General features: G+C 66.6%; 18 protein-coding genes. 8 read left to right on the top strand and 10 right to left on the bottom strand.

All coding sequences use genetic code 11. The features are described from left to right. Positions 1-140: 140 nt before the first annotated feature. Positions 141-1664, top strand: a complete 1524-nt coding sequence (locus LVB87_RS05835) for a glycosyltransferase family 39 protein (protein ID WP_232899953.1) — start codon at positions 141-143, stop codon at positions 1662-1664. On the opposite strand, the gene LVB87_RS05830 is transcribed toward LVB87_RS05835, so the two are convergent. From LVB87_RS05830 to LVB87_RS05820, 3 genes are read right to left on the bottom strand one after another with little or no spacing between them, the layout of a single operon-like run. Continuing rightward, positions 1661-2710 carry a serine hydrolase gene (locus LVB87_RS05830; RefSeq protein ID WP_232899952.1) on the bottom strand — a complete coding sequence of 350 codons (1050 nt, stop codon included), beginning with the start codon at positions 2708-2710 and terminating at the stop codon, positions 1661-1663. The genes LVB87_RS05835 and LVB87_RS05830 overlap by 4 nt on opposite strands. 10 nt (positions 2711-2720) lie before the next feature. Continuing rightward, entirely contained in the window at positions 2721-3566 is an 846-nt protein-coding gene (locus LVB87_RS05825; protein WP_232899951.1) for an AraC family transcriptional regulator, read from the bottom strand. 2 nt (positions 3567-3568) lie between these two features. Then, positions 3569-3979 (bottom strand): hypothetical protein, encoded by a 411-nt coding sequence (locus LVB87_RS05820; protein WP_232899950.1) that lies wholly within the window; start codon positions 3977-3979, stop codon positions 3569-3571. A gap of 81 nt (positions 3980-4060) precedes the next feature. On the opposite strand from LVB87_RS05820, the gene LVB87_RS05815 reads away from it, so the two are divergent. Next, positions 4061-4435, top strand: coding sequence for a nuclear transport factor 2 family protein (locus LVB87_RS05815; protein ID WP_232899949.1), 375 nt, complete (start codon positions 4061-4063; stop codon positions 4433-4435). A gap of 1 nt (position 4436) precedes the next feature. Here the strand turns inward: LVB87_RS05815 and LVB87_RS05810 are convergent, their stop codons facing one another. Together LVB87_RS05810 and LVB87_RS05805 are read right to left on the bottom strand one after the other, a co-directional pair. Next, positions 4437-5228 (bottom strand): hypothetical protein, encoded by a 792-nt coding sequence (locus LVB87_RS05810; protein ID WP_232899948.1) that lies wholly within the window; start codon positions 5226-5228, stop codon positions 4437-4439. A 268-nt stretch (positions 5229-5496) separates the two neighbouring features. Further along, positions 5497-5820, bottom strand: a complete 324-nt coding sequence (locus LVB87_RS05805; RefSeq protein WP_232899947.1) for a hypothetical protein — start codon at positions 5818-5820, stop codon at positions 5497-5499. A 149-nt stretch (positions 5821-5969) separates the two neighbouring features. Between LVB87_RS05805 and LVB87_RS05800 the strand changes: the two genes are divergently transcribed. From LVB87_RS05800 to LVB87_RS05790, 3 genes are all read left to right on the top strand, one after another. Next, complete coding sequence (locus LVB87_RS05800; RefSeq protein WP_232899946.1) at positions 5970-6242, top strand: hypothetical protein; 273 nt, start codon at positions 5970-5972, stop codon at positions 6240-6242. Positions 6243-6343: 101 nt separating this feature from the next. Beyond that, positions 6344-6565, top strand: a complete 222-nt coding sequence (locus tag LVB87_RS05795) for a hypothetical protein (RefSeq protein WP_232899945.1) — start codon at positions 6344-6346, stop codon at positions 6563-6565. A gap of 90 nt (positions 6566-6655) precedes the next feature. Next, positions 6656-7093 (top strand): hypothetical protein, encoded by a 438-nt coding sequence (locus tag LVB87_RS05790; protein ID WP_232899944.1) that lies wholly within the window; start codon positions 6656-6658, stop codon positions 7091-7093. Here LVB87_RS05790 and LVB87_RS05785 read toward each other — a convergent pair. Together LVB87_RS05785 and aceE are read right to left on the bottom strand one after the other, a co-directional pair. After that, a complete protein-coding gene (locus LVB87_RS05785; RefSeq protein ID WP_232899943.1) occupies positions 7078-7380 on the bottom strand; it encodes a hypothetical protein in 303 nt (100 codons plus the stop codon). The genes LVB87_RS05790 and LVB87_RS05785 overlap by 16 nt on opposite strands. Positions 7381-7432: 52 nt before the next feature. Further along, positions 7433-10120, bottom strand: coding sequence for a pyruvate dehydrogenase (acetyl-transferring), homodimeric type (gene aceE / locus LVB87_RS05780; protein WP_232899942.1), 2688 nt, complete (start codon positions 10118-10120; stop codon positions 7433-7435). Between the two features lie 113 nt (positions 10121-10233). Between aceE and LVB87_RS05775 the strand changes: the two genes are divergently transcribed. Next, entirely contained in the window at positions 10234-11202 is a 969-nt protein-coding gene (locus LVB87_RS05775; protein ID WP_232899941.1) for a glycosyltransferase, read from the top strand. A gap of 9 nt (positions 11203-11211) precedes the next feature. After that, positions 11212-11628, top strand: a complete 417-nt coding sequence (locus tag LVB87_RS05770) for a hypothetical protein (RefSeq protein WP_232899940.1) — start codon at positions 11212-11214, stop codon at positions 11626-11628. Here LVB87_RS05770 and LVB87_RS05765 read toward each other — a convergent pair. After that, entirely contained in the window at positions 11625-13352 is a 1728-nt protein-coding gene (locus LVB87_RS05765; protein ID WP_232899939.1) for a glycosyltransferase, read from the bottom strand. The two genes, LVB87_RS05770 and LVB87_RS05765, sit on opposite strands and share 4 nt — an antisense overlap. Before the next feature lie 228 nt (positions 13353-13580). Here LVB87_RS05765 and LVB87_RS05760 point away from each other — a divergent pair, with 228 nt between their 5' ends. Beyond that, a complete protein-coding gene (locus LVB87_RS05760) occupies positions 13581-14555 on the top strand; it encodes a glycosyltransferase (RefSeq protein WP_232899938.1) in 975 nt (324 codons plus the stop codon). Positions 14556-14558: 3 nt separating this feature from the next. Here the strand turns inward: LVB87_RS05760 and LVB87_RS05755 are convergent, their stop codons facing one another. Beyond that, positions 14559-17240 (bottom strand): glycosyltransferase, encoded by a 2682-nt coding sequence (locus tag LVB87_RS05755; protein WP_232899937.1) that lies wholly within the window; start codon positions 17238-17240, stop codon positions 14559-14561. Positions 17241-17266: 26 nt separating this feature from the next. After that, positions 17267-19546 carry an NADP-dependent malic enzyme gene (locus LVB87_RS05750; protein ID WP_232899936.1) on the bottom strand — a complete coding sequence of 760 codons (2280 nt, stop codon included), beginning with the start codon at positions 19544-19546 and terminating at the stop codon, positions 17267-17269. Positions 19547-19580 lie beyond the last annotated feature (34 nt).

Genomic DNA, 19580 nt, shown 5'->3' with positions numbered 1-19580 from the left:
CCGCGGCGACGGTAAGGGGGCGGCGGTGAATTCGCGGTTAAGTCGCGGCCGCATTAACAAGCGCCTGAGATTGGGCTGAGACAAACCACATAGGGCGCGCAGCAAGCTGGCCCCGTCCCGTTCTCGGGAGCCCCTCGCGCATGCCGCTCGATGTCGCCTTTCCGACGGGTGCGCCGACCGCACCGGCGATCAGCCGCACGGTTTCGGCACGGGCGCAGTGGATCGTCGCGCTGGTCGCGGTCGTCCTGGCCTTCGCCTTCCTCGGCAGTCGCGGGTTGTGGGACCCCGACGAAGGGCGTTACACCAACGTCGCGGCCAACATGGTGTCCAGCGGCGACTGGATCATGCCGCACCGCAACCACGAGGTCGGTCACTGGACCAAGCCGCCGCTGACGTATTGGGCGATCGCGGCGAGCTTCAGCGTGTTCGGGATGAATACGTGGTCTGCGCGATTGCCCGTGGCGCTGGCCTACTTGTTCGCGACGTGGTGCGTGATGCGCACTGCGCGGAGGGTGGCGCCGGGGCGCGAGGTGTTTGCGGCGCTGGTGTTCGCGACGATGTTGGCGCCGGCGCTCGCTTCGCAATTGGTCACGACGGATTTCCTGCTCACCGCGTGGGAGACGCTCGCGTTGTGGGCCTATGCGGAGTTGCGATGGGGCGACGGGCGACTGTTCTGGGACGTGCTGATGTGGGCGGCGTTCGCGCTCGCCTTCCTGACCAAGGGGCCGCCGGGGTTGTTGCCCTTGCTCGCCATCGTGGCGGTGGAGCTCCTCGCGCCTTCGCGTCGTCGCGCGTTCCATCCGTTTGCGCTGCTGGTGTTCGTGGTGCTCGCGCTCTGGTGGTTCGTCGTGGTGGTCTCGCGCAATCCCGCGTTGCTGCATTACTTCCTGGGGCGCGAGGTCGCCGATCGCGTGGCGACCAATGAGTTCAGCCGGCACGGGGAGTGGTACGGGTGGTTGGTGGTGTATGTGCCGACCTTGTTGATCGGGACGATGCCGTGGACGCTGGAATGGCTCGCGTGGCTGCGCCGGTTGCCGCAACGCGGACTGGTATGGCTGACGAAGGAGAAGTCGCAGGGCGACAGCAGGGCGTTGCTGTTGTTCGCGTGGTGGTTCCTGCCGCTGGTGGTGTTCTGCATCGCGCGTTCGCGGCTGCCCTTGTACGTGCTGCCCTTGTTCGCGCCGATCGCGTTGATGGTGGCGCAGCGGCAAGGGGAGTTCGAGGATGCGTTGCCCTGGCGCCGCTTGATCGTGTGGGTGCCGCTGCTCATCGCGCTGCGCTTCGCAGGCGGGATGCTCGAGTCAATGCAGGATGCGCGTGCGTTGGCGCAAGCCATCCAGACGCGCGTGGGCGGGCCGGTGCGCGAGGTGGTGTTCGTCGACCAGGTGCCGCGCTATGGGTTGCGCGTGCATCTGAATGCGGAAGTGGAGGACATCACGCTCGCGGCGTTCCCGCGACCGCCGACGTCGGCGATCAACCCGCGCTTCGACGAAGACGCACGCAGCGAGCTGATCGACGACCGCAACAATCCCCACGACGTGTGGGTGACCTCGACCGCGCACTGGCCGGAGGTGCAGCGCTACATGCAGGCGCAGGGACAGCACGCGGAAGCCTTGGGCACGCCGTATCGCGACAACGTGATCTTCCGCGTGCGACCCGGTTAAAGCGCCGGGATCAGCTCCTGCGTGAGCAGCTTGAACGTGAGCAGGTGCGGCTGGCGCTCGTTGTAGTTGGTGGTGGTGATGACGACCACCGCGTGCTTGTCCTGCAGCAGGAAGACCGCATTGCCACCGGTGCCCGCCATCGTGGGTGCCACGACGGTCTTGTCGCCGACGGGGATCTTCATCAGCCACCACAGGTAGCCGTAGTCGGCCTCGTCGCGCGCGAAGGCCTGCGGCGAGAGCGATGCGCGCACCCAAGCCTCGGGCATCACCTGCTTGCCGTTCGCGCGGCCGCCGTCGAGATACAACTGGCCGAGCTTCCACAGGTCACGCGTGCGCAAGCCCAAACCACCGCCCGCCTGCGCCAGGCCCAGCGGCGAGAACTGCCATTCGGGTTTCTGGATGCCGAGCGGATCGAACAGACGGCGTTGTGCGTATTCCTGCAGCGGCTCGTGCACGGCGGACTGGACGACTTCACCCAGCGTGGTCACGCCGGACGTGCAGTAACGAAAGCTGCGGCCGTGCGGGGAATCGGCGGGCTTCGGCATCCACGCGGGGAAGCCCTGCACCGGCAGGTCGACGTAGAACTGCACCCAATCCTCGATCAGGTACATGCGCTCTTCGTTGCCGCGCGACATCTGGTTTTCGTCGTCGCATTCGACGATCGAGGACATCGTGAGCAGGTCTTCGACCGTGATCGCTTCCTTGCGCGGGTCGCGGTTCTGCATGTTGGCGCGGCGCGCGGGCGGGAGGACGTCGAAGATGCGCGCCTTCGGGCCCGGGAGCTTGCCGTCTTCGACCGCCAGGCCCGCGAGCATGCCCGCGATGGTTTTGGTCGCCGAACGTGTGTTGCGCCGCGCTTCTGCGCCGTCCTTGTCGAAGTAATGCTCGTAGACGATCTTGCCGTCCTGCGCGACCAGGATGCTGGTGATGGTCTTGAAGTCACCGTTTTCGACCGCCTTGGTGGCGTGGTCGAACTTGGCAGGATCCGCGGCGGTGGCGGAGAAGGTGGCAGCGGCGAGGCCGCAAGTCAGCAGGGTGCGTTTCATGCCGCGCAAGCTAACACCTGCGCAGGCGGGCATCTTGTATCTGCGAAACCTCGGCGCGGCCGAGGGCGAGGCGGCGGAAGGCGCCCGGCGTCATGCCGAACTCGGCGACGAAGCTGCGGTGCAGGTGGCTTTCGTCGACGAAGCCCAGTTCCGCAGCGGCGTTGGCGAGGGTGCGGCCTTGCGCGATCAGCGAGATCGCGCGGTGCAGGCGGCGCTTGCGGATGTAATCGCTGGGCGAGACGCCGAAGCGTTTGCGGAAGGCGCGGGCGAGGTAGACGGGGTGGAAGTCGGCGAGGGTCGCGAGTTCCTGCAGCGAGGGGGTGGTGGTGTCGGCTTCGAGGCGGTCGAGGACGCGTTGGAGTTTGTCGGTCGCGTCGGTCGTGGGTGGTTGCTGCGCATCGACGACGAGTTCGCTGAAGATCGATTCGATGGCGAGCGGCGAGGCGTCTTCCCACGCCCACACTTCGCGCAGCAAACGCATCGCGGTGGGCAGTGATTGGCGTGGCAAGCGGCGGGGCTGGTCGTTGCTCGGCATGCCATCGCAGAAGCGCGCGAAGGTGTCGGCGGGCATCGTCAGCGTGAGGAACAGGCCGTCGCGTGAGCGGAAGCGATCGCGATGCTCGGTGCCCGGTGGGTTGAAGATGACGGCGGGCTCGGCGCAAACATCCGGCATACCCGCTGCATCGCTGACGTAGCGGCCCGCCAACAGCAACACCAGGTGCATGTCGGTGTGCTGGTGGTGGTGGATGTCGTGCTCGGGGATCGTGGGGCGCAGGTGTGCGATGGCGAGATCAGGCGTCGCCTGCTGCCGCAGGACCTGTCCGTTCACGCCGATGTTCGCGACGCGGGTCGGCATGGCTACGATTCCGGATCCCATCGCGACAACGGCACGTCGCCTTCCAGCTCAACCTCCATGAGCGCCGCGAGGATGGCATCGCGCAGCGGTGGCGGAAGCGCCTGGTAACTGTCCGCTTGGGCATCGAACTTCAGTTCGAGCGAAGTCGACCGATCGAACCCCGTGGCGGCTGCGCGAATGACGAGCAGCGTGCACAACGCAAACTCGCGTTCGTGGCCCTGCTCCAGGTGGTGCGCGCAGAGCTCGACGACTTCGTAGGGATACCCGTTGTCGCCTGCTGCGAACTCGCCGCGCTGGTCGAACAACACGCGACGCAACGCCGTCAGATGGGCATCGAGCTCGCAACCGTAGTCGCGGCCGGCGATGTAACGCAGCTCGGCGTCCGTCATCGAGGCGATCAGGTCATCCAACACGCGTTTCTCCCGGCACGGCCGCGTGTGCCATATTGCGCCGCGCGGCCCGCCCGGGCCAGCGATGCGACCGGAGCCCGAGCGATGGACGACCCCGAGACCGCCCTCCCGACCCTCGAAGCCCGATGGATGCAGGCGTGGCTCGACAAGGATCGCGCGACTTGCGAGGCGATCCTGGCGGACGACTTCCTGCTCACCAGCGCGCGCGGCATGTTGTTGGACAAGACCGCGTGGCTCGATGGCGCGATGGGCCCCATTCGCGGCACGTCCTTCACCTGGGACGAAGTGCGCGTGCGGCCCTTCGGCGATGTCGCGATCGTGCACGCGCGTACGCGCCAGAAGGCGACGGTGGGCGATCAGGATTGGAGCGGCGCGTTCCTGGTGACCGACGTGTGGGTGCGGCGCAACGGGCGGTGGCAGGTAGTCTCGCGGCACGGCACGGGGCCGTTGCCCGCGTGACTCACGGCTGCGGGCTCGTGTTCGATGGAATCAGGCTCATCTCGCTGCGGTAACGCCAGATCTCGCTGGTGACTTCGTCGACGCTCGCGGCGTAAGCGGCGAGCAACTGACGCCCGGTTGCAGCGTCATCGACGCTCGCCAGCGCGGATTCGAGATCGCCGGGCACGCGGTCGAAACTCGCCCACCCATCGCGCGCCACCATCAGCATGTACTCCGGCGACGCGGTGCCACCCACGCCCTGGTACCACGTGTACACACCCTTCCCGCCCGCGACGTCGCGCATGCGCTTGGCGAGCTGCTCGAACTGCACCGTCTTGCCGAGCTTCACTTTGTAATGGCGCACCTCGACCATCGACGTCGGCTGCCACTGTTCCAGCGGCGTGCCGGTGCTGAGGTCGCGGCGCAGGCGATAGGCTTCGCGAAAGGCCGGCTGCGCGAAAGGCATGAAAGTGCGATCCGCATCCTTGCCGTCTTCGGCGGGCGCCACGCGCTGATCGAAGGCCGCGAACGGCGCACCAAACGTGCCGTCGATGAACATCCCCATGCGCGGCCCGTGCGTCACGCTCCAGCCGTACCAGACCAGCGGATCCTGGTGCGCGTGGTGCCACGCGAGGTGCTTCTGGTAGCCCGAGTCGAATTGCTCTTCCATCCCGGGCTTCGGCGTGTAGCCGAAGAGGTGGACGGCGTCGCCGGAGTCGCGCGTGGTGGTTGGCGTCTCCGCGGCGATCGCGGAGGCGATGGAAGGCGCGAGAGCAAGCGTGAGGAGGAACTGCGCGAATCGATTGCGGGTCATGCCAACGAGCCTGGTCAGCGGATGAGTACAGCTTAGGGAGAATTGTCCTGCATTCGATGCGGCTGGAGCCACTTGCGCTCGCAATGCTCCATCGCCAGAATCCCGGCCGATCTCGTCGGCATGGCCGACATCCCAAGACCTCCGCCAGGCCGCAAGGTAGTAACGGAGGCAGGGCCAGCAAGGTGATGACAAGCCTGCTGGTTCTCGTATTCGGCCCCGCTTCGGCGGGGCTGTCTTTTCAGGCCAAACATTGTGTTGACCGCATCGGTCACTGCGACACGATCGCCCCCGCCACCACGATCCCGAACACCAGCACCACGATCGCCGCCCACATCGGCACCTGCGGCTCCGCTGCAACGGGCGTGATCTCCGCCGGCTCGTCATCCACCAACATCCGCTCCAACACTTCCACCGCCCGCGCGTAATCGTCCGGTGCGACATACACGCGCGTCTGCGGGCCCGACATCGGCTCCTCGAGCGTCGTCGCCGGATCTTCCGCCTCCGAGCAGAACGCGCGAATGCCTTCGCCTTCCAATGCGGTGCGCAACGTGTGCCCGAAGCCGAAGCTCGGCGAGGCATAGAGCAACTGCATGGTGTGCTCCCTGGGGTGTCCTTCCCCGGGGCGCTGTGTAACACGACACCGCAGTGCGGCAAGACCCGCCACCGGTGGTAACGCAGTGACCGCGCTTGGCGAGAATTTTTCTCGGTCCGCCGGCGCCGGATTCGGCGTTGTTCGAGGGTATGAGCGTCTTCCTCGTCACCTTCGACCTCAGCGAGCCCGGCCAGCGGCGCCCCGCCGTGCTCGAGGAAATCAAGAAGTCGCCGGGCTGGGCGAAGCTCTCCTCGTCGGCCTATGCGGTGACCACGGCGGAATTCGCGAACCAGTTGCTGGCACGGATCCGCAAGCAGGCGCACCCCGAGGACACCATCTACGTCATCTCGCTCCGCAAGGCCTGGGAAGGCCACGGGGCGGAGGAAGTGAGCGAGTGGCTAAGTACCCATTTGCATTACTGACTGGGGGAAAGGACGCCCCGGGCGGCCGCTTGTCCGGCCCGAGCGAGCCCCCGCGTTGGAATGGCAAAACCCACAAGGATCGGGAAGCAGGGGGCGGCGCCATGTGGCTGATGAACGCGTATCGCGGGCGGGACGGGAACTACATCCTGGTGACGTATCCGCGGAAGTACGAAGGGCGCGAGGAAGCGCTGTACCTGGGGGTCATGACGTCGGCGTCCCTCGGGTTGGATGCGCGCCGCGGGATCATGCGGCAGTTGGTCGATCATCCGTATGCGCGGATCACGCCGGATCAGTTTTATGGGCAGTCGGCGGCGGTGCGTTGACCTGCTGATTCCGGCATCCTCGGCGGGACGACTTCGCCAAGGACGACCATGCGTGCGTTCCGATTGCCCTTCCCGACGGTGTGGGCCACGTTGGCTTCGGCGCTCGCGCCGGCGTTTCTCGTGTGGATCTTGCTGCTGTTCCTCGAGAAGGACTCCGCGCGCAACGTCGCCATCCTGGTCTTCCTGTTCGCCTTGGTTTTCGCGTGCGTGCTCGGTGTCCCGACGGCGTGGTGGTTGCGTCGCAAGGGGTGGTTTCGCCTGCACTGGATGGCCTTGGCGGGTGCCGCTGTCGGTTATGTGCCGATCCTGATCGCATCGATCCCACGAGACAGGCCCGGCGTGAGTTCGTCGGTCAACGGCGTGGACTTGATGGTCGATGGAAAGGTCACACCCGCAGCGTGGTTGCACTGGCCGATGGATCCTTGGCCCTTCGCACTAGCGGGCTTCATTGGAGCGATCGCGTTCTACGGCGTTTATCGCGCGATTGCGCGCGATATGCCGACCGCTCCCGTTCAAGGGCCCCAATAGTCGAACCTGTAGACCGTTCCGGACTTCACGTCGAAAGCGCTGCCAACGCCGCAAAAGATCTGATGCACGCCTGGCGCGATCGGCCCGGGCTCACCGATGCGATAACCCCATGGCTTGCCATCGACCAGGAGGGGGCCGCACTGGCCGCCGTTGTCGTCAGCGACGACGAGGTACGTGCCGCCATCCTTTGATCGTTCCGAAGAGCCACGCAGGTCTCCGTCGCTGCATGCGGTGATCAGAAGGGCCATCGATGCAAACGCGATCAAACGCGCGCTGGATTCATGCATGCGCTGCTTCTCCCCAAAAAGAAAGGGCGCCTGACAGGCGCCCTTTCGTGTCTTACGCACCCAGCGGATTCCCGCGTTCGGTATCGATCTTGTAAAGCTTGATCGCCCGCGCCACATCCTTCCCCGCCATCTTCCCTTCCGCCGCAAGCGCCGCGATGGCCGCATGCGCGATGTAGTAACGATCCACTTCGAAGTGGCGACGCAGGTTGGCGCGCGTATCCGAACGACCGAAGCCATCCGTCCCCAGCACCGTGTAATGCCCCGGCACGAACGCGCGGATCTGATCCGCAAACGCGCGCACGTAATCCGTCGCCGCAATCGCCGGGCCTTGGCGGCCTTCCAGCATCTGCGTGACATACGCCTTGCGCGGCTTGTCTTCCGGATGCAGGCGGTTCCAGCGTTCCGCGTCGAAACCATCGCGACGCAGTTCGGTGAAGCTCGGGCAGCTCCAGATGTCGCTGGTCACGCCGAAGTCCTTGTCCAGCAATTCCGCCGCGGCGATCGCTTCGCGCAGGATCGTGCCGCTGCCCAGCAACTGCACGCGCAGCTCGCCCTTCTTCGGCTTGCCGGCATCCTTCAACAAGTACATGCCCTTGATGATCCCGTCGGCTGCACCTTCCGGCATGTCCGGGTGGGTGTAGTTCTCGTTCATCAGGGTGAGATAGAAGTACTCGTCCTGCTGTTCGTCGAGCATGCGCTGCATGCCGTGCTGCAGGATCACCGCGACTTCGAAGCCGAAGGTCGGGTCGTACGCGCGACAGTTCGGAATCGCGCCCGCGAGCAGATGGCTGTGGCCGTCTTCGTGCTGCAGGCCTTCGCCGTTGAGCGTGGTGCGACCCGCGGTGGCGCCGAGCAGGAAGCCGCGCGCGCGCATGTCCGCCGCCTGCCAGGCGCTGTCGCCGATGCGCTGGAAGCCGAACATCGAGTAGTAGATGTAGAACGGCAGCATCGGCAGGTCGTTCGTGCTGTAGCTGGTGGCCGCGGCCATCCAGCTCGAGAACGCACCGCACTCGGTGATGCCTTCTTCCAGCACCTGGCCCGCCGCATCTTCGCGGTAGTACATCAGCTGGTCGCGGTCGACCGGCTTGTACTTCTGGCCCTGCGGCGCATAGATGCCGAGCTGGCGGAACATGCCTTCCATGCCGAAGGTGCGCGCTTCGTCGGCGACGATCGGCACGCAGCGCGGGCCCACCTGCTTGTCGCGCAACACGATCGACAGGCTCTGCACGAAGGCCATGGTCGTGCTGATCTCGCGGTCGCCGCTGCTCTTGAGCAAACGGTCGAACACTTCGAGCTTCGGCGCGGTGAGCGTCTCGGTGCTCTTCTTGCGACGCTGCGGCAGGTAACCCTGCAGCGCCTTGCGGCGCTCGTGCATGTATTCCACTTCCGGGCTCTTCTCGCCGGGGTGGAAGAACGGCACGGCGCTGTCCTTCAGTTGTTCGTCGGTGACGGGGATGTTGAAGCGGTCGCGGAAGATGCGGACGGCTTCGTCGTCGAGCTTCTTGGTCTGGTGCGTCGGGTTGAGCGCTTCGCCCGCCGCGCCCATGCCGTAGCCCTTCACCGTCTTGGCGAGGATCACGGTGGGCATGCCCTTGGTCTGCACGGCCTGGTTGTAGGCGGCGTAAACCTTGTGCGGGTCGTGGCCGCCGCGGTTGAGGCGCCAGATGTCGTCGTCGGAGAGGTTGGCCACCATCGCGGCCGTCTCCGGGTACTTGCCGAAGAAATGCTCGCGCGTGTACGCGCCGCCGAAGGCCTTGCAGTTCTGGTACTCGCCGTCGACCGTTTCCATCATCAGCTTCTTCAGCACGCCATGCGTGTCGCGTGCGAGGAGCGGATCCCAGTAGCTGCCCCAGATGAGCTTGAGGACATTCCAGCCCGCGCCGCGGAAGCTGCCTTCGAGTTCCTGGATGATCTTGCCGTTGCCGCGCACCGGGCCGTCGAGGCGCTGCAGGTTGCAGTTGATGACGAAGACCAGGTTGTCCAGGCCTTCGCGGCCCGCGACGGAGATCGCGCCCAGGGATTCGGGTTCGTCCGTTTCGCCGTCGCCGAGGAAGCACCACACCTTGCGGTCGGTCTTCGGCATCAGGCCGCGTCCTTCCAGGTACTTCCAGAAGCGCGCCTGGTAGATGGCGGAGATCGGGCCCAGGCCCATGCTCACCGTCGGCGTCTGCCAGTAATCGGGCATCAGCCACGGATGCGGATACGAGGAGATGCCGCGGTGGTCGACTTCCATGCGGAAGTTGTCCAGCTGCGATTCGCTCAGGCGGCCTTCGAGGAAGCTGCGCGCGTAGATGCCCGGCGAGCTGTGGCCCTGGATGTAGAGCAGGTCGCCCGGATGCTCGGCACTCGGGCCGCGCCAGAAATGATTGAAGCCGACGTCATACAACGTGGCCGCCGATGCGAACGAGGCGATGTGGCCACCGAGGTCGCCGGGCTTGCGGTTCGCACGCACCACCATCGCCAACGCGTTCCAGCGGATGATCGAACGGATGCGCCATTCCATCGCGGCATCGCCGGGGCTCTTCGCTTCCAGGTGCGCGGGGATGGTGTTGATGTATTCGGTGGTCGGTGCGAACGGCAGGTGCGCGCCGGCGCGGCGCGTGAGTTCGACCATGTGGTCGAGCAACTGGTGCGCGCGCTCGGCGCCGTCGTTGTCGATGACCGCCTTGATCGACTCGACCCATTCGCGGGTTTCGGTGGGGTCGGGATCGTTCTGCAGCAGATCGGTCAGCCAGTTCATTGCGGCGGGGGGCCTGGACGAAGTAGAGCCGCGATTCTAACAAGCGAGGCTGGAAGCGGTTTCCATGCTTTCCGGTGCAACTATCGCAGCGGCCGTTGGGTAGAGTGCAGACCATGACCTCCGACCTACCCCGCGTCTCCGTCGCCCTGTGCGTCTTCAATGGCGCGCGGTGGCTGCCGGCCCAGCTGGACTCGGTGCTGGCGCAGGAGGGCGTGGACCTGGAAGTGGTGGCGCTCGACGACTTCTCCTCGGACGACTCCCTCCAGGTGCTCCGCGAATACGCGCGCCGCGACCCCCGCATCCGGGTGTACGAGAACGACCAGAACCTCGGGCACCTGAAGAGCTTCGAGACCTGCATGGGCCTGTGCACGGCGCCGCTGATCGCGCCCTGCGACCAGGACGACGTGTGGCACCCGCGCAAGCTGGCTGCCCTGGTCGAGGCGATGGGCGAGGCGGACCTGGCGTACTGCGATTCGGAATTCGTCGACGGCGAAGGCCGCCCGCTCGGACGCACCGTGTCGCAGGACATCGGGCCGATGCTCGCCGGCCGCGACGCGCTGTGGTTCGCTTTCCGCAATACCGCCTCCGGGCACGCGATGCTGCTGCGGCGTTCGGTCTTCGACACGGCGCTGCCCTTCCCCTCGATCCTCTACCACGACTGGTGGCTGGCGCTGCGCGCGGCGGCCGGCCATGGCGTGGTGTACCTCGACGATCCCCTGGTCCGGTTCCGCCGCCACGACATGGCGGCCTCGCCGATGGGCAAGGGGCTCGGCGGGATGCATCGCAAGCGGTCGCCCTGGCGCAACCGGAAGTGGCTGGCGCAGTGGCTGTATGTGTTCGAGCAACTGATGAACGTCGATTGGTTCCCGCGGCGCGTGGCGGTGGACTGGCACGCGGCGATCCGTGCCGGCGAAAGCGGGCGGATCTGGCCCCTGTGGCGGGTGGCCTGGCGTTACCGGGCGTCGATCCCGCCCCACGAGGGGGCCCGCTGGGTGGCTGCGCTGCGCTTCTGGTTGAAATATGCGAACAAGGTCCGCCGCGCGCGGCGCGAGCGGGCGTTTGAAGGTCCTTTGTTCAAGTAGGCTAGGCCCATGGCGAACGCGAACCGCAGGATTCCTGTCTGGCTGATCGGCATCACCGCGATCGCCCTGGTCGTGGTCGGCTGGATCGAATGGAACTCGCGACACCACGAGGCGCCACCGGTGGAGACGCCGGTGCCCGAAGAAAAGGCGCCCGTCGCCGCGGCCCCTGCCGCGAAACCCGTGGGCAACGTCGTGCAGCAGCCGACGCAGGTGGCCGCGGTCGATCTCACCGCGAAGGCCGCGGACGATGAAGCGCGCGAGGCCGAGTGGGCGAAGATGCGCGAGCAATCCATCGAAGTGCAGAAGAAGTTGCGCGCCGAACAGCAGGCACAGAAGACGCAGGCGCTCGATGCGAACGAGCGCTGCATGGACGGGGTGAAGTTCAAACGCGTCGGCAACGGTTGGGTGCAGACGGGGAATTGCTAACCCGGTTCGAACCACGGACGCGCGAGCGAGACGCGCGGCGGCGATGCGTAATGGAAGCGCCCGCTCGGCCCCAGGTTGTCGTTGTAATGCGCATCGCGCAATTCGGCGAATCTCCAACGTCCTGCCACGCGCGCGGCATCGATGGCGGCGATGCGGCGCGCGCTCCAATGGCGCGAGACGATCGTCGCTTCGACCGTCGGGACCCAATGGTTGCGCCGGCCATAGGCGTTCAGGCGGAACGTGAAGTCGACGATGGCGGCATCCATGTCGCGGTAGGACGCATCGACCCAACCCACTTTGCGCAGGTGCTCGGCGCGCACGACGACGCAGCCTTCGCCGAGGGCACTGACGTGCTGCGGCAAGCGTGCGCGACCGAAATAGCCGCCGCGATGCGCGCGGGTCTGGCTGGCCAGCGCGACATAGGCGCCGCCGGCGCCGAGGAGTTGCGCATTACCGACGATGCGCCCGCGCGTGGACAGCAACTTCACGCCGATGGCGCCGGCCTCGGGAAGACAGGCACGCGCGACGAGCGATTCCAGTGCATCGGGTGCGTGCAATCTGCAGCGACTGTCGATGAGGGCGACGACGTCCGCTTCCGACGACGCGATCGCGCGATTGCATGCGTCGGGCAAGGTCACGTCGCTGCTTGCATGCGCGATGACGATGTCCATCGCCGCATACGTCTGACGGTGTAGCGATTCGATGCAGGTCTTCAGGCGACGCGGGCCCGCGGAATCCGCCACGACCACAAGTACGCGCGGCGGCGGGTTCGGCGAACGATAGGTGCAGCGATACCAACCAGCCGGCTCGGATTCGACATCGCATGCGATACCGAGTCGCCTGAAATGCGCCTCCAGCGCGCGACACCCCGCAAGATGCGCATAAGGCTTGGCCGCCCCGCCCGACGCCGTGCTGCGCGGATGCATGCGCCAGTGATACAGCACATGCGGAATGTGCACGATCTGCCCGGGTTCGATCACCTCCACGCAACGCAGGGCGAGATCGTAGTCCTGCGCGCCTTCCAGGCCCGGGCTGAAGCCGCCGACCGCGCGCGCCAGCCCCGTGCGATACACGCCGAGGTGCGACACCATGTTTTGGCTGCGGAACAACTCCAGGTTCCAGTCGCTCTTGAAGTAGGGCTCGCAGCGATTGCCGTCGACGTTGAGCTTGTCTTCGTCGGAATACAGCACCTGCGCATGGGGGAACCGCGCCAGGGTTTCGGCGACGCACAGCAAGGCGTGTTCCGGCAGGCGGTCGTCGTGGTCCAGCAGGGCGATGTAGTCGCCGCGCGCCATGTCGAGCGCGGTGTTGGATGCAACGGAGATATGCCCGTTGCGCGCGCGCCAACCGATGCGGATGCGCAGCGGATCCGCGGCCGCGTGGCGGGCCAGGACATTGCGCACGCGGGGATCGCTCGATGCGTCGTCGGCGATGCACAGTTCCCAATGGTCGTAGAGCTGGGCCCGCACGGACCGGATGGCTTCGTCGAGCCAGGCCGGTTCGGGATCGTGCACGGGCATGAGCACGGAAATTAGCGGCCTCGCGGATAAACGCGCGGCGCGCTCCAGCAAGCGGGCACGCGCCATGTCGTCAAGCGTGTCGTACTGCGCGACCCAACGCGCGTAATCGTGCAGTTCACCGCTTTGTTGCGCGCGGCGCGCCTGTCGTCGGAGGAGGCGCAGGCGATTGAATTTCCGCAGCGTTTGCGTGAGGGAGATCGGCATCGCGCGACGGTACGGGCCGCGCGCGCGATGAAGCGAGGCGACGATTCCCCTACGGTCGCTGAACCGTACGTCCGGAATCTGCATCCTCATCCATAACACAGTGCAGAAAGTCCCACCCCACCCCTTACCATTGCCCAATTCGGACAACACCGCCCCTTTATGGATATGCAGGCAGGCGTCGAACAAAGGGCGGACAGGACGTCCCCGCAGGCTCCGACCCTGCCGCGGGTGTCCGTCGCGCTGTGCGTCTACAACGGCGCGCGTTACTTGCCCGAGCAGTTGGATTCCCTGCTGGCGCAGCAGGACGTCGACTTTGAAGTCGTGGCGATCGACGATCAATCCACCGACGACTCCCTCAGGATCCTGCGCGATTACGCGCTGCGCGATTCGCGCATCCGCGTCCATGCGAACTTCACGAACCTCGGGCACCTGCGCAGCTTCGTCAATTGCATGGCGCTGTGCACGGCCGACCTGATCGCGCCCTGCGACCAGGACGACGTGTGGCATCCGCGCAAGCTGGCCATGCTGGCGAATGCGATCGGCGACGCCGACCTGGCGTATTGCGACTCGGCCTACATCGATCACGAAGGCCGTCCGCTGGGACGCAGGATTTCGGAAGACCTCGAAGCGATGCATTCGGGCCGCGACCCGTTGCGCTACGCCTTCCAGAACACTGTGTCCGGGCACGCGATGCTGGTGCGTCGCGACGTGTTCGACGCCGCCCTTCCCTTCCCTGCGAAGCTTTACCACGACTGGTGGTTGGCGATCCGCGCGGCGGCTGGCGCGGGCGTGGTGTATGTCGACGAACCGCTCGTGCAGTTCCGCCGCCATGTGCAGGCGTGTTCGCCGCTGGGCAAGGACGCGGATTCGGCGATGAACGACGAACGCGCGCGCCGCCATGCGGCCTCGCGCGCGTCGCGCAATCGCAAGTGGCTGGAACAACTGATGTACGTGACCGGCGCCATCGCGGAAACGAACTGGCCGCAGAGTGCGAAGGCACGCGAGTGGAACCGCGCGCTGCAGGCGGGGATGGACGACGATTTCGCACCGCTGCGCCGACTGTCCTGGCGCGATCGCGCGTCGGTGCCGCCGTGGAAGGGGCCGTTGTGGCTGCGTGCCCTGCGCTCCTTCGTGCGGTGTCGCCGCAAGGTACGTCGCGCGCGCGCCGAGCCCGCACTCTCGACGCCGTTGTTCAGCGGCTGATCGTCAGCGGTTCGCCGCGATCGCGCGGCTGCTTGCGCCGCAATGCAGCGGCACGCGCGGCGGGTGCGCGAACCACCAACGCGTCGAGGCGATGCCCAGGTTCGGGTTGTAGGCCGGATCCAGCAGCGTGGCGAGCGACCAGCGCGTTTCGAGCTTGTGCCGATCCGCGTCCGTCGCTTCCAACATCGCGCGGCCGCCGTCGAAACGCATGCGCAGCGCGGGCAGCCACGTGTTGCGCAGGCCCGCCTGGCCGAGGCGCAAGGTGAGATCGATCGTTGCAGCGGCCATCGCGTCGTAGCGCGCGTCGAAGCCGCCTGCGGCGGTGAAGGCGTCGCGGGTGATCACCACCAGGCCGTGCGTCAACGCACTGAGATTCTGCGGCAGCTTCGCGCGCCGCGCGTAACCGTCGCCGTCGGCGCGCGCACCGCCGTCCATCGCCGACCATGCACCCGCGACGCCGAGCAGCACGCCGTTGCCGATGACGCGTCCGTCTTCTTCGTACAACTTGCCACCGATGGCGCCTGTGCCGGGACGCATCGCCCAAGCGATGGCGCGCTCCAACCACTGCGCGTCGTCGGGCACGCAATGGCCATCGAGGAAGACCAGGACGTCGGCGTCGCCTTCGAGCGCCGCGCCGTTGCAGGCGGCGGGCGTGGCCTTGGCCGTGCGCAGGTCGAGTGCCGGATAGCCGACGCGTTCGATGGCGGCGCGCAGCGCATCGCTCGGTTCGACCAGCACCACTGTTGCGCGCGGGATCGGTGCTGGCAGCGCGTAATCGATCCGATAGCCCGACGGATCCGCGTGCACCACGCCCTCGATGCCATTGCGTTGCAGGTGCTCGGCGATCGCGCGACGTCCCGCTTCCACCGCATACGGCTTCGCCGCATCGCCGCCGGACGTACTCGCTTCGTGCAGGCGCCAGTGATACAGCACGTGCGGGATGTGCACGATCTGCGACGGGGAGATGCGGTCCACGCAGCGCAGCATCAGGTCGTAGTCCTGCGCGCCTTCAAAGCCCGTGCGGAAGCCGCCGATCGCGCGCAGCAACTCGGTGCTGTACACGCCGAAGTGCGACACCATGTTGTAGCTGCGCGCCAGGTCGGGATTCCAGTCCGGTTTGAAATGCGGCTCGCGACGCTGGCCGGTGGCGTCGATCTTGTCTTCGTCGGAGTACAGCACCGCGGCTTCGGGATGCGCGGCGATCGCTTCAGCCACGCAAAGCAGCGCGTGTTCCGGCAGCAGGTCGTCGTGGTCGAGCAGGCCGACGTACGACGCCGTGACCATCGCAAGCCCCGTGTTGGAGGCCGCGGAGATGTGCCCGTTCTCGGTGCGGTGCGCGACGCGGATGCGGGGATCGCGGCGTGCGGAGTCGTTGAGCAACGCGATGACGGCCGGATCGGTCGACAGATCGTCGGCGATGCACAGTTCCCAATGCGGATACACCTGCGCGATCACCGAATCGATCGCTTCGGCCAGCATCGCCGGCGAGGGATCGTGGACCGGCATGACGATGGCGATGGTCACCGCGGGCAATGCTCGCGCGCGTTCAATCAGATCGGCGCGATTGGCGTCGGTCGTGGTGTCGAATGTCTCCACCCACGCGGCGTAATCGATGCCTTCCCCGCGCTGGTCGGCGACGCGGATGCGGCGCTTGTCCACGCGATTGCGATTCCAGTCGCGCAGGCGGCTCCCCAAACCCGCCACCACGTCCGTGCGTCCGAACGTGCTCCGCGGCAGGAACAGCTTCACCGCGCGCTCCAGGCTCTTCCGACGCAAGCCAGGATGCCGCACGCCGCGCCACAAGGGCCCGAGCCAACGATGGCGCGGCGCATCGAGCACGGCTTCCCGCATGTCGGCTTCGAGCGCGTACATGTCGGCGAGTTGTGCGCCCAGTCGGCGACGCTCGATCGGCAATTCGGGGTGCGCCGCCAGGCACTTGCGCTGGTCGGCCGCGATCTCGCGATACATCGCGAGCACGCGACGATTGCGGCGCTCGTACACCGCCGGATCGTTGGCACTGCGATCGAACACCCATGACCCGAGGTTGCCTTCGTGCCGGCGATAGCCGAGCAGCGATTCCTGCAGGCAGAAGCAACGCCCCGCGAGCACTGCGCGCAGCGTGAGCATGTTGTCTTCCACCTGCCCTTCCATCGGCGGGAAGTCGGTGAACAACGTGCGGCGCACGGCCATCGAGGCGCCGAGCACGGCGGCGAGCTTTCCGCGGTGCAGCAGCCAACGCTGGTCGATTTCGTGCGGTGTGCCGCGCACGCCGGCCTCGATCACCTTGCCGGTCGGATCGATGTCGTCGACGAGCGAACCGACGATCTGCGCGTCCGCATGTTCGGCGAACACCTGCAGCAGGCGCTGCACGCGCTGCGGATAGCCCACGTCGTCGCCCGCCTGGAACACGAGCACGTCGCCGGTGGCGATGGACGCCAGTTCGGTGAGGTGCGCGCACAGACCAAGGTTGCGCGGCGTGCTGCGCACGGTGATGCGATGCGGGCCTGTGTAGCCTTCCACCGCCTTGCGTGCGGCCTCGAGCGTGCCGTCGGGCGAGCAATCGTCGGAGACGATGATCTCGCACGGCACGGTCTGCGCGAGCGCGGAGTCGATGGCCTGCCCGATCATCGCCTCCATCTTGTAGGCGATGACCAGGATCGTTGCGGTCGGTGCTTCGATGGGCATCGGGCGGCCGCGTCGGGAGGGCTGGATCAGAAGCCGCGTTGCGCCTTGCGGATCTGCGCTTCGACCGCCGCGATCGCGGTCATGTTGACCACGCGGCGCGGCGTCGAGGCCGGCGTGAGCACGTGCGCCGGCTGGTCCACGCCCATCAGGATCGGGCCGATCGCCACGCCGTCGGTCATCACGCGCACCATGTTGTAGGTGATGTTGGCGGCGTCGAGGTTGGGCATCACGTACAGGTTCGCGCGGCCCTTCAACGTGGTGTTCGGCATGATGCGCACGCGCAGGTCTTCGTCCCACGCGGTGTCGGCCATCATTTCGCCGTCCACTTCGAGCTTGGGCACGCGCGCCTTCAGGATTTCGCGGACCTCGCGCATCTTGCGCGCGCTCGCGTCGTCGTGGCTGCCGAAGTTGGAATGCGAGAGCAGCGCGATCTTCGGCTCGATTCCGAACAGCTTCAGGCGGTAGCTCGCCTGCAGCGTGCTTTCGGCGATCTGCTCGGCGGTGGGATCCAGCTGCACGTGCGTGTCGAGGAAGAACCACACGCCCTGCTCGTTGATCACGCCGGTCATCGCCGAGGTGCTGGTCACGCCGGGATCCAGGCCGAACACGCTGCGCAGGTAACCGAGCTTCTTGTGGTAACGACCGACCAGGCCGCAGATCATCGCGTCGGCTTCGCCGCGCTCCACCATCAGCGAGGCGATCAGCGTCGGACGCGAACGCATCAGGTTCTTCGCCGCCGCCGGCGTCACCCCGCGGCGTTCGGTCAGCGCGTGGTACTGCTGCCAGTACTCGTTGAAGCGCGGATCGTCGTTGATGTTGGTCAGTTCGAAATCCACGCCCGCGCGCATGCGCAGGCCGAGGCGCTTGATGCGCGATTCGATCACGTCCGGACGGCCGATCAGGATCGGCGAAGCCAGGCCTTCGTCGATCACGGTCTGCACCGCGCGCAGCACGGTTTCTTCTTCGCCTTCGGCGTAGACCACGCGCTTGATGTCCTTGCGCGCGCGGTCGTACACCGGCTTCATCAACAGGCCGGTGCGGTAGATGAACTGGCCGAGCTTTTCTTCATACGCAGCGAAGTCGATGATCGGGCGCGTCGCCATGCCCGACGCCATCGCGGCTTTCGCCACCGCGGGCGCGAGCATGACCAGCAGGCGCGGATCGAACGGACGCGGGATCAGGTAATCCGGTCCGAAGGACGGCACGTCGCCGCCGTAGGCCGCGCCGAGGTCGGAGGCTTCGCGACGCGCGAGCGCGGCGATGGCGCGCACACAGGCGAGCTTCATCGCCTCGTTGATTTCCGTCGCGCCCACGTCGAGCGCGCCGCGGAAGATGTAGGGGAAGCACAGCGCGTTGTTGACCTGGTTCGGATAGTCCGAACGGCCGGTGGCGATGATCGCGTCGGGGCGCACGCGCTTGGCGTCTTCCGGCAGGATCTCCGGGTTGGGATTGGCGAGCGCGAGGATGACCGGCTGCTTGGCCATCTTCTCGACCATGTCCGGCTTGAGCACGCCGCCAGCGGAGAGGCCGAGGAAGATGTCCGCGCCGTCGACGATCTCGGCGAGCGTGCGCTTGTCCGTGTCGCGCGCGTAGCGCTGCTTGTCCGGGTCCATGTGGCCGCGGCCGGTGTACAGCACGCCTTCGCGGTCGTAGGCGAGGATGTTCTCCGGCTTCATGCCGAGCGCGACCAGCATGTCCAGGCACGCGATGCCCGCGGCACCCGCACCCGACGTGGCGAGCTTCACCTCGCCGATCTTCTTGCCCACGATCTCCAGCGCGTTGAGCACCGCGGCGCCGACGATGATGGCGGTGCCGTGCTGGTCGTCGTGGAAGACCGGGATGTTCATCCGTTCGCGCAACTTGCGCTCGACGATGAAGCACTCCGGTGCCTTGATGTCTTCGAGGTTGATGCCGCCGAAGGTGGGTTCGAGCGAGGCGATGATGTCGACCAGCTTGTCCGGGTCGCGTTCGTCGATCTCGATGTCGAACACGTCGATGCCGGCGAACTTCTGGAACAGCACGCCCTTGCCTTCCATCACCGGCTTGCCGGCCAGCGGACCGATGTCGCCCAGGCCGAGCACGGCGGTGCCGTTGGTGATCACGGCCACGAGGTTGCCGCGCGCGGTGACGGCGCTGGCTTCGTTCGGGTCGGCGACGATGGCCTCGCACGCGAAGGCCACGCCCGGCGAGTACGCCAGCGACAGGTCGCGCTGGGTCACCATCGGCTTGGTCGGGACGACCTTGATCTTCCCGCGCGGCTCAAGGCGGTGGTAGTCGAGCGCGGCGTGCTTGAGATCGTCGGTCATCGTGGCCTGGTTCCGGATGCGCTGCGGCGGCGCG

The organism is Lysobacter sp. KIS68-7, from assembly GCF_021284745.1.
Lineage (GTDB): Bacteria > Pseudomonadota > Gammaproteobacteria > Xanthomonadales > Xanthomonadaceae > Noviluteimonas.
This window is presented reverse-complemented; position numbering and strand designations above follow the sequence as displayed.

Bases quoted from the DNA above. Each gene is read 5' to 3' on its own strand.
- LVB87_RS05810 (WP_232899948.1), bottom strand. From the start codon at position 5,228: ATGACCCGCAATCGATTCGCGCAGTTCCTCCTCACGCTTGCTCTCGCG.
- LVB87_RS05785 (WP_232899943.1), bottom strand. From the start codon at position 7,380: ATGCATGAATCCAGCGCGCGTTTGATCGCGTTTGCATCGATGGCCCTT.
- LVB87_RS05835 (WP_232899953.1), top strand. From the start codon at position 141: ATGCCGCTCGATGTCGCCTTTCCGACGGGTGCGCCGACCGCACCGGCG.
- LVB87_RS05805 (WP_232899947.1), bottom strand. From the start codon at position 5,820: ATGCAGTTGCTCTATGCCTCGCCGAGCTTCGGCTTCGGGCACACGTTG.
- LVB87_RS05815 (WP_232899949.1), top strand. From the start codon at position 4,061: ATGGACGACCCCGAGACCGCCCTCCCGACCCTCGAAGCCCGATGGATG.
- LVB87_RS05750 (WP_232899936.1), bottom strand. From the start codon at position 19,546: ATGACCGACGATCTCAAGCACGCCGCGCTCGACTACCACCGCCTTGAG.
- LVB87_RS05775 (WP_232899941.1), top strand. From the start codon at position 10,234: ATGACCTCCGACCTACCCCGCGTCTCCGTCGCCCTGTGCGTCTTCAAT.
- LVB87_RS05825 (WP_232899951.1), bottom strand. From the start codon at position 3,566: ATGCCGACCCGCGTCGCGAACATCGGCGTGAACGGACAGGTCCTGCGG.
- LVB87_RS05795 (WP_232899945.1), top strand. From the start codon at position 6,344: ATGTGGCTGATGAACGCGTATCGCGGGCGGGACGGGAACTACATCCTG.
- LVB87_RS05765 (WP_232899939.1), bottom strand. From the start codon at position 13,352: ATGCCGATCTCCCTCACGCAAACGCTGCGGAAATTCAATCGCCTGCGC.
- aceE (WP_232899942.1), bottom strand. From the start codon at position 10,120: ATGAACTGGCTGACCGATCTGCTGCAGAACGATCCCGACCCCACCGAA.
- LVB87_RS05755 (WP_232899937.1), bottom strand. From the start codon at position 17,240: ATGCCCATCGAAGCACCGACCGCAACGATCCTGGTCATCGCCTACAAG.
- LVB87_RS05770 (WP_232899940.1), top strand. From the start codon at position 11,212: ATGGCGAACGCGAACCGCAGGATTCCTGTCTGGCTGATCGGCATCACC.
- LVB87_RS05800 (WP_232899946.1), top strand. From the start codon at position 5,970: ATGAGCGTCTTCCTCGTCACCTTCGACCTCAGCGAGCCCGGCCAGCGG.
- LVB87_RS05830 (WP_232899952.1), bottom strand. From the start codon at position 2,710: ATGAAACGCACCCTGCTGACTTGCGGCCTCGCCGCTGCCACCTTCTCC.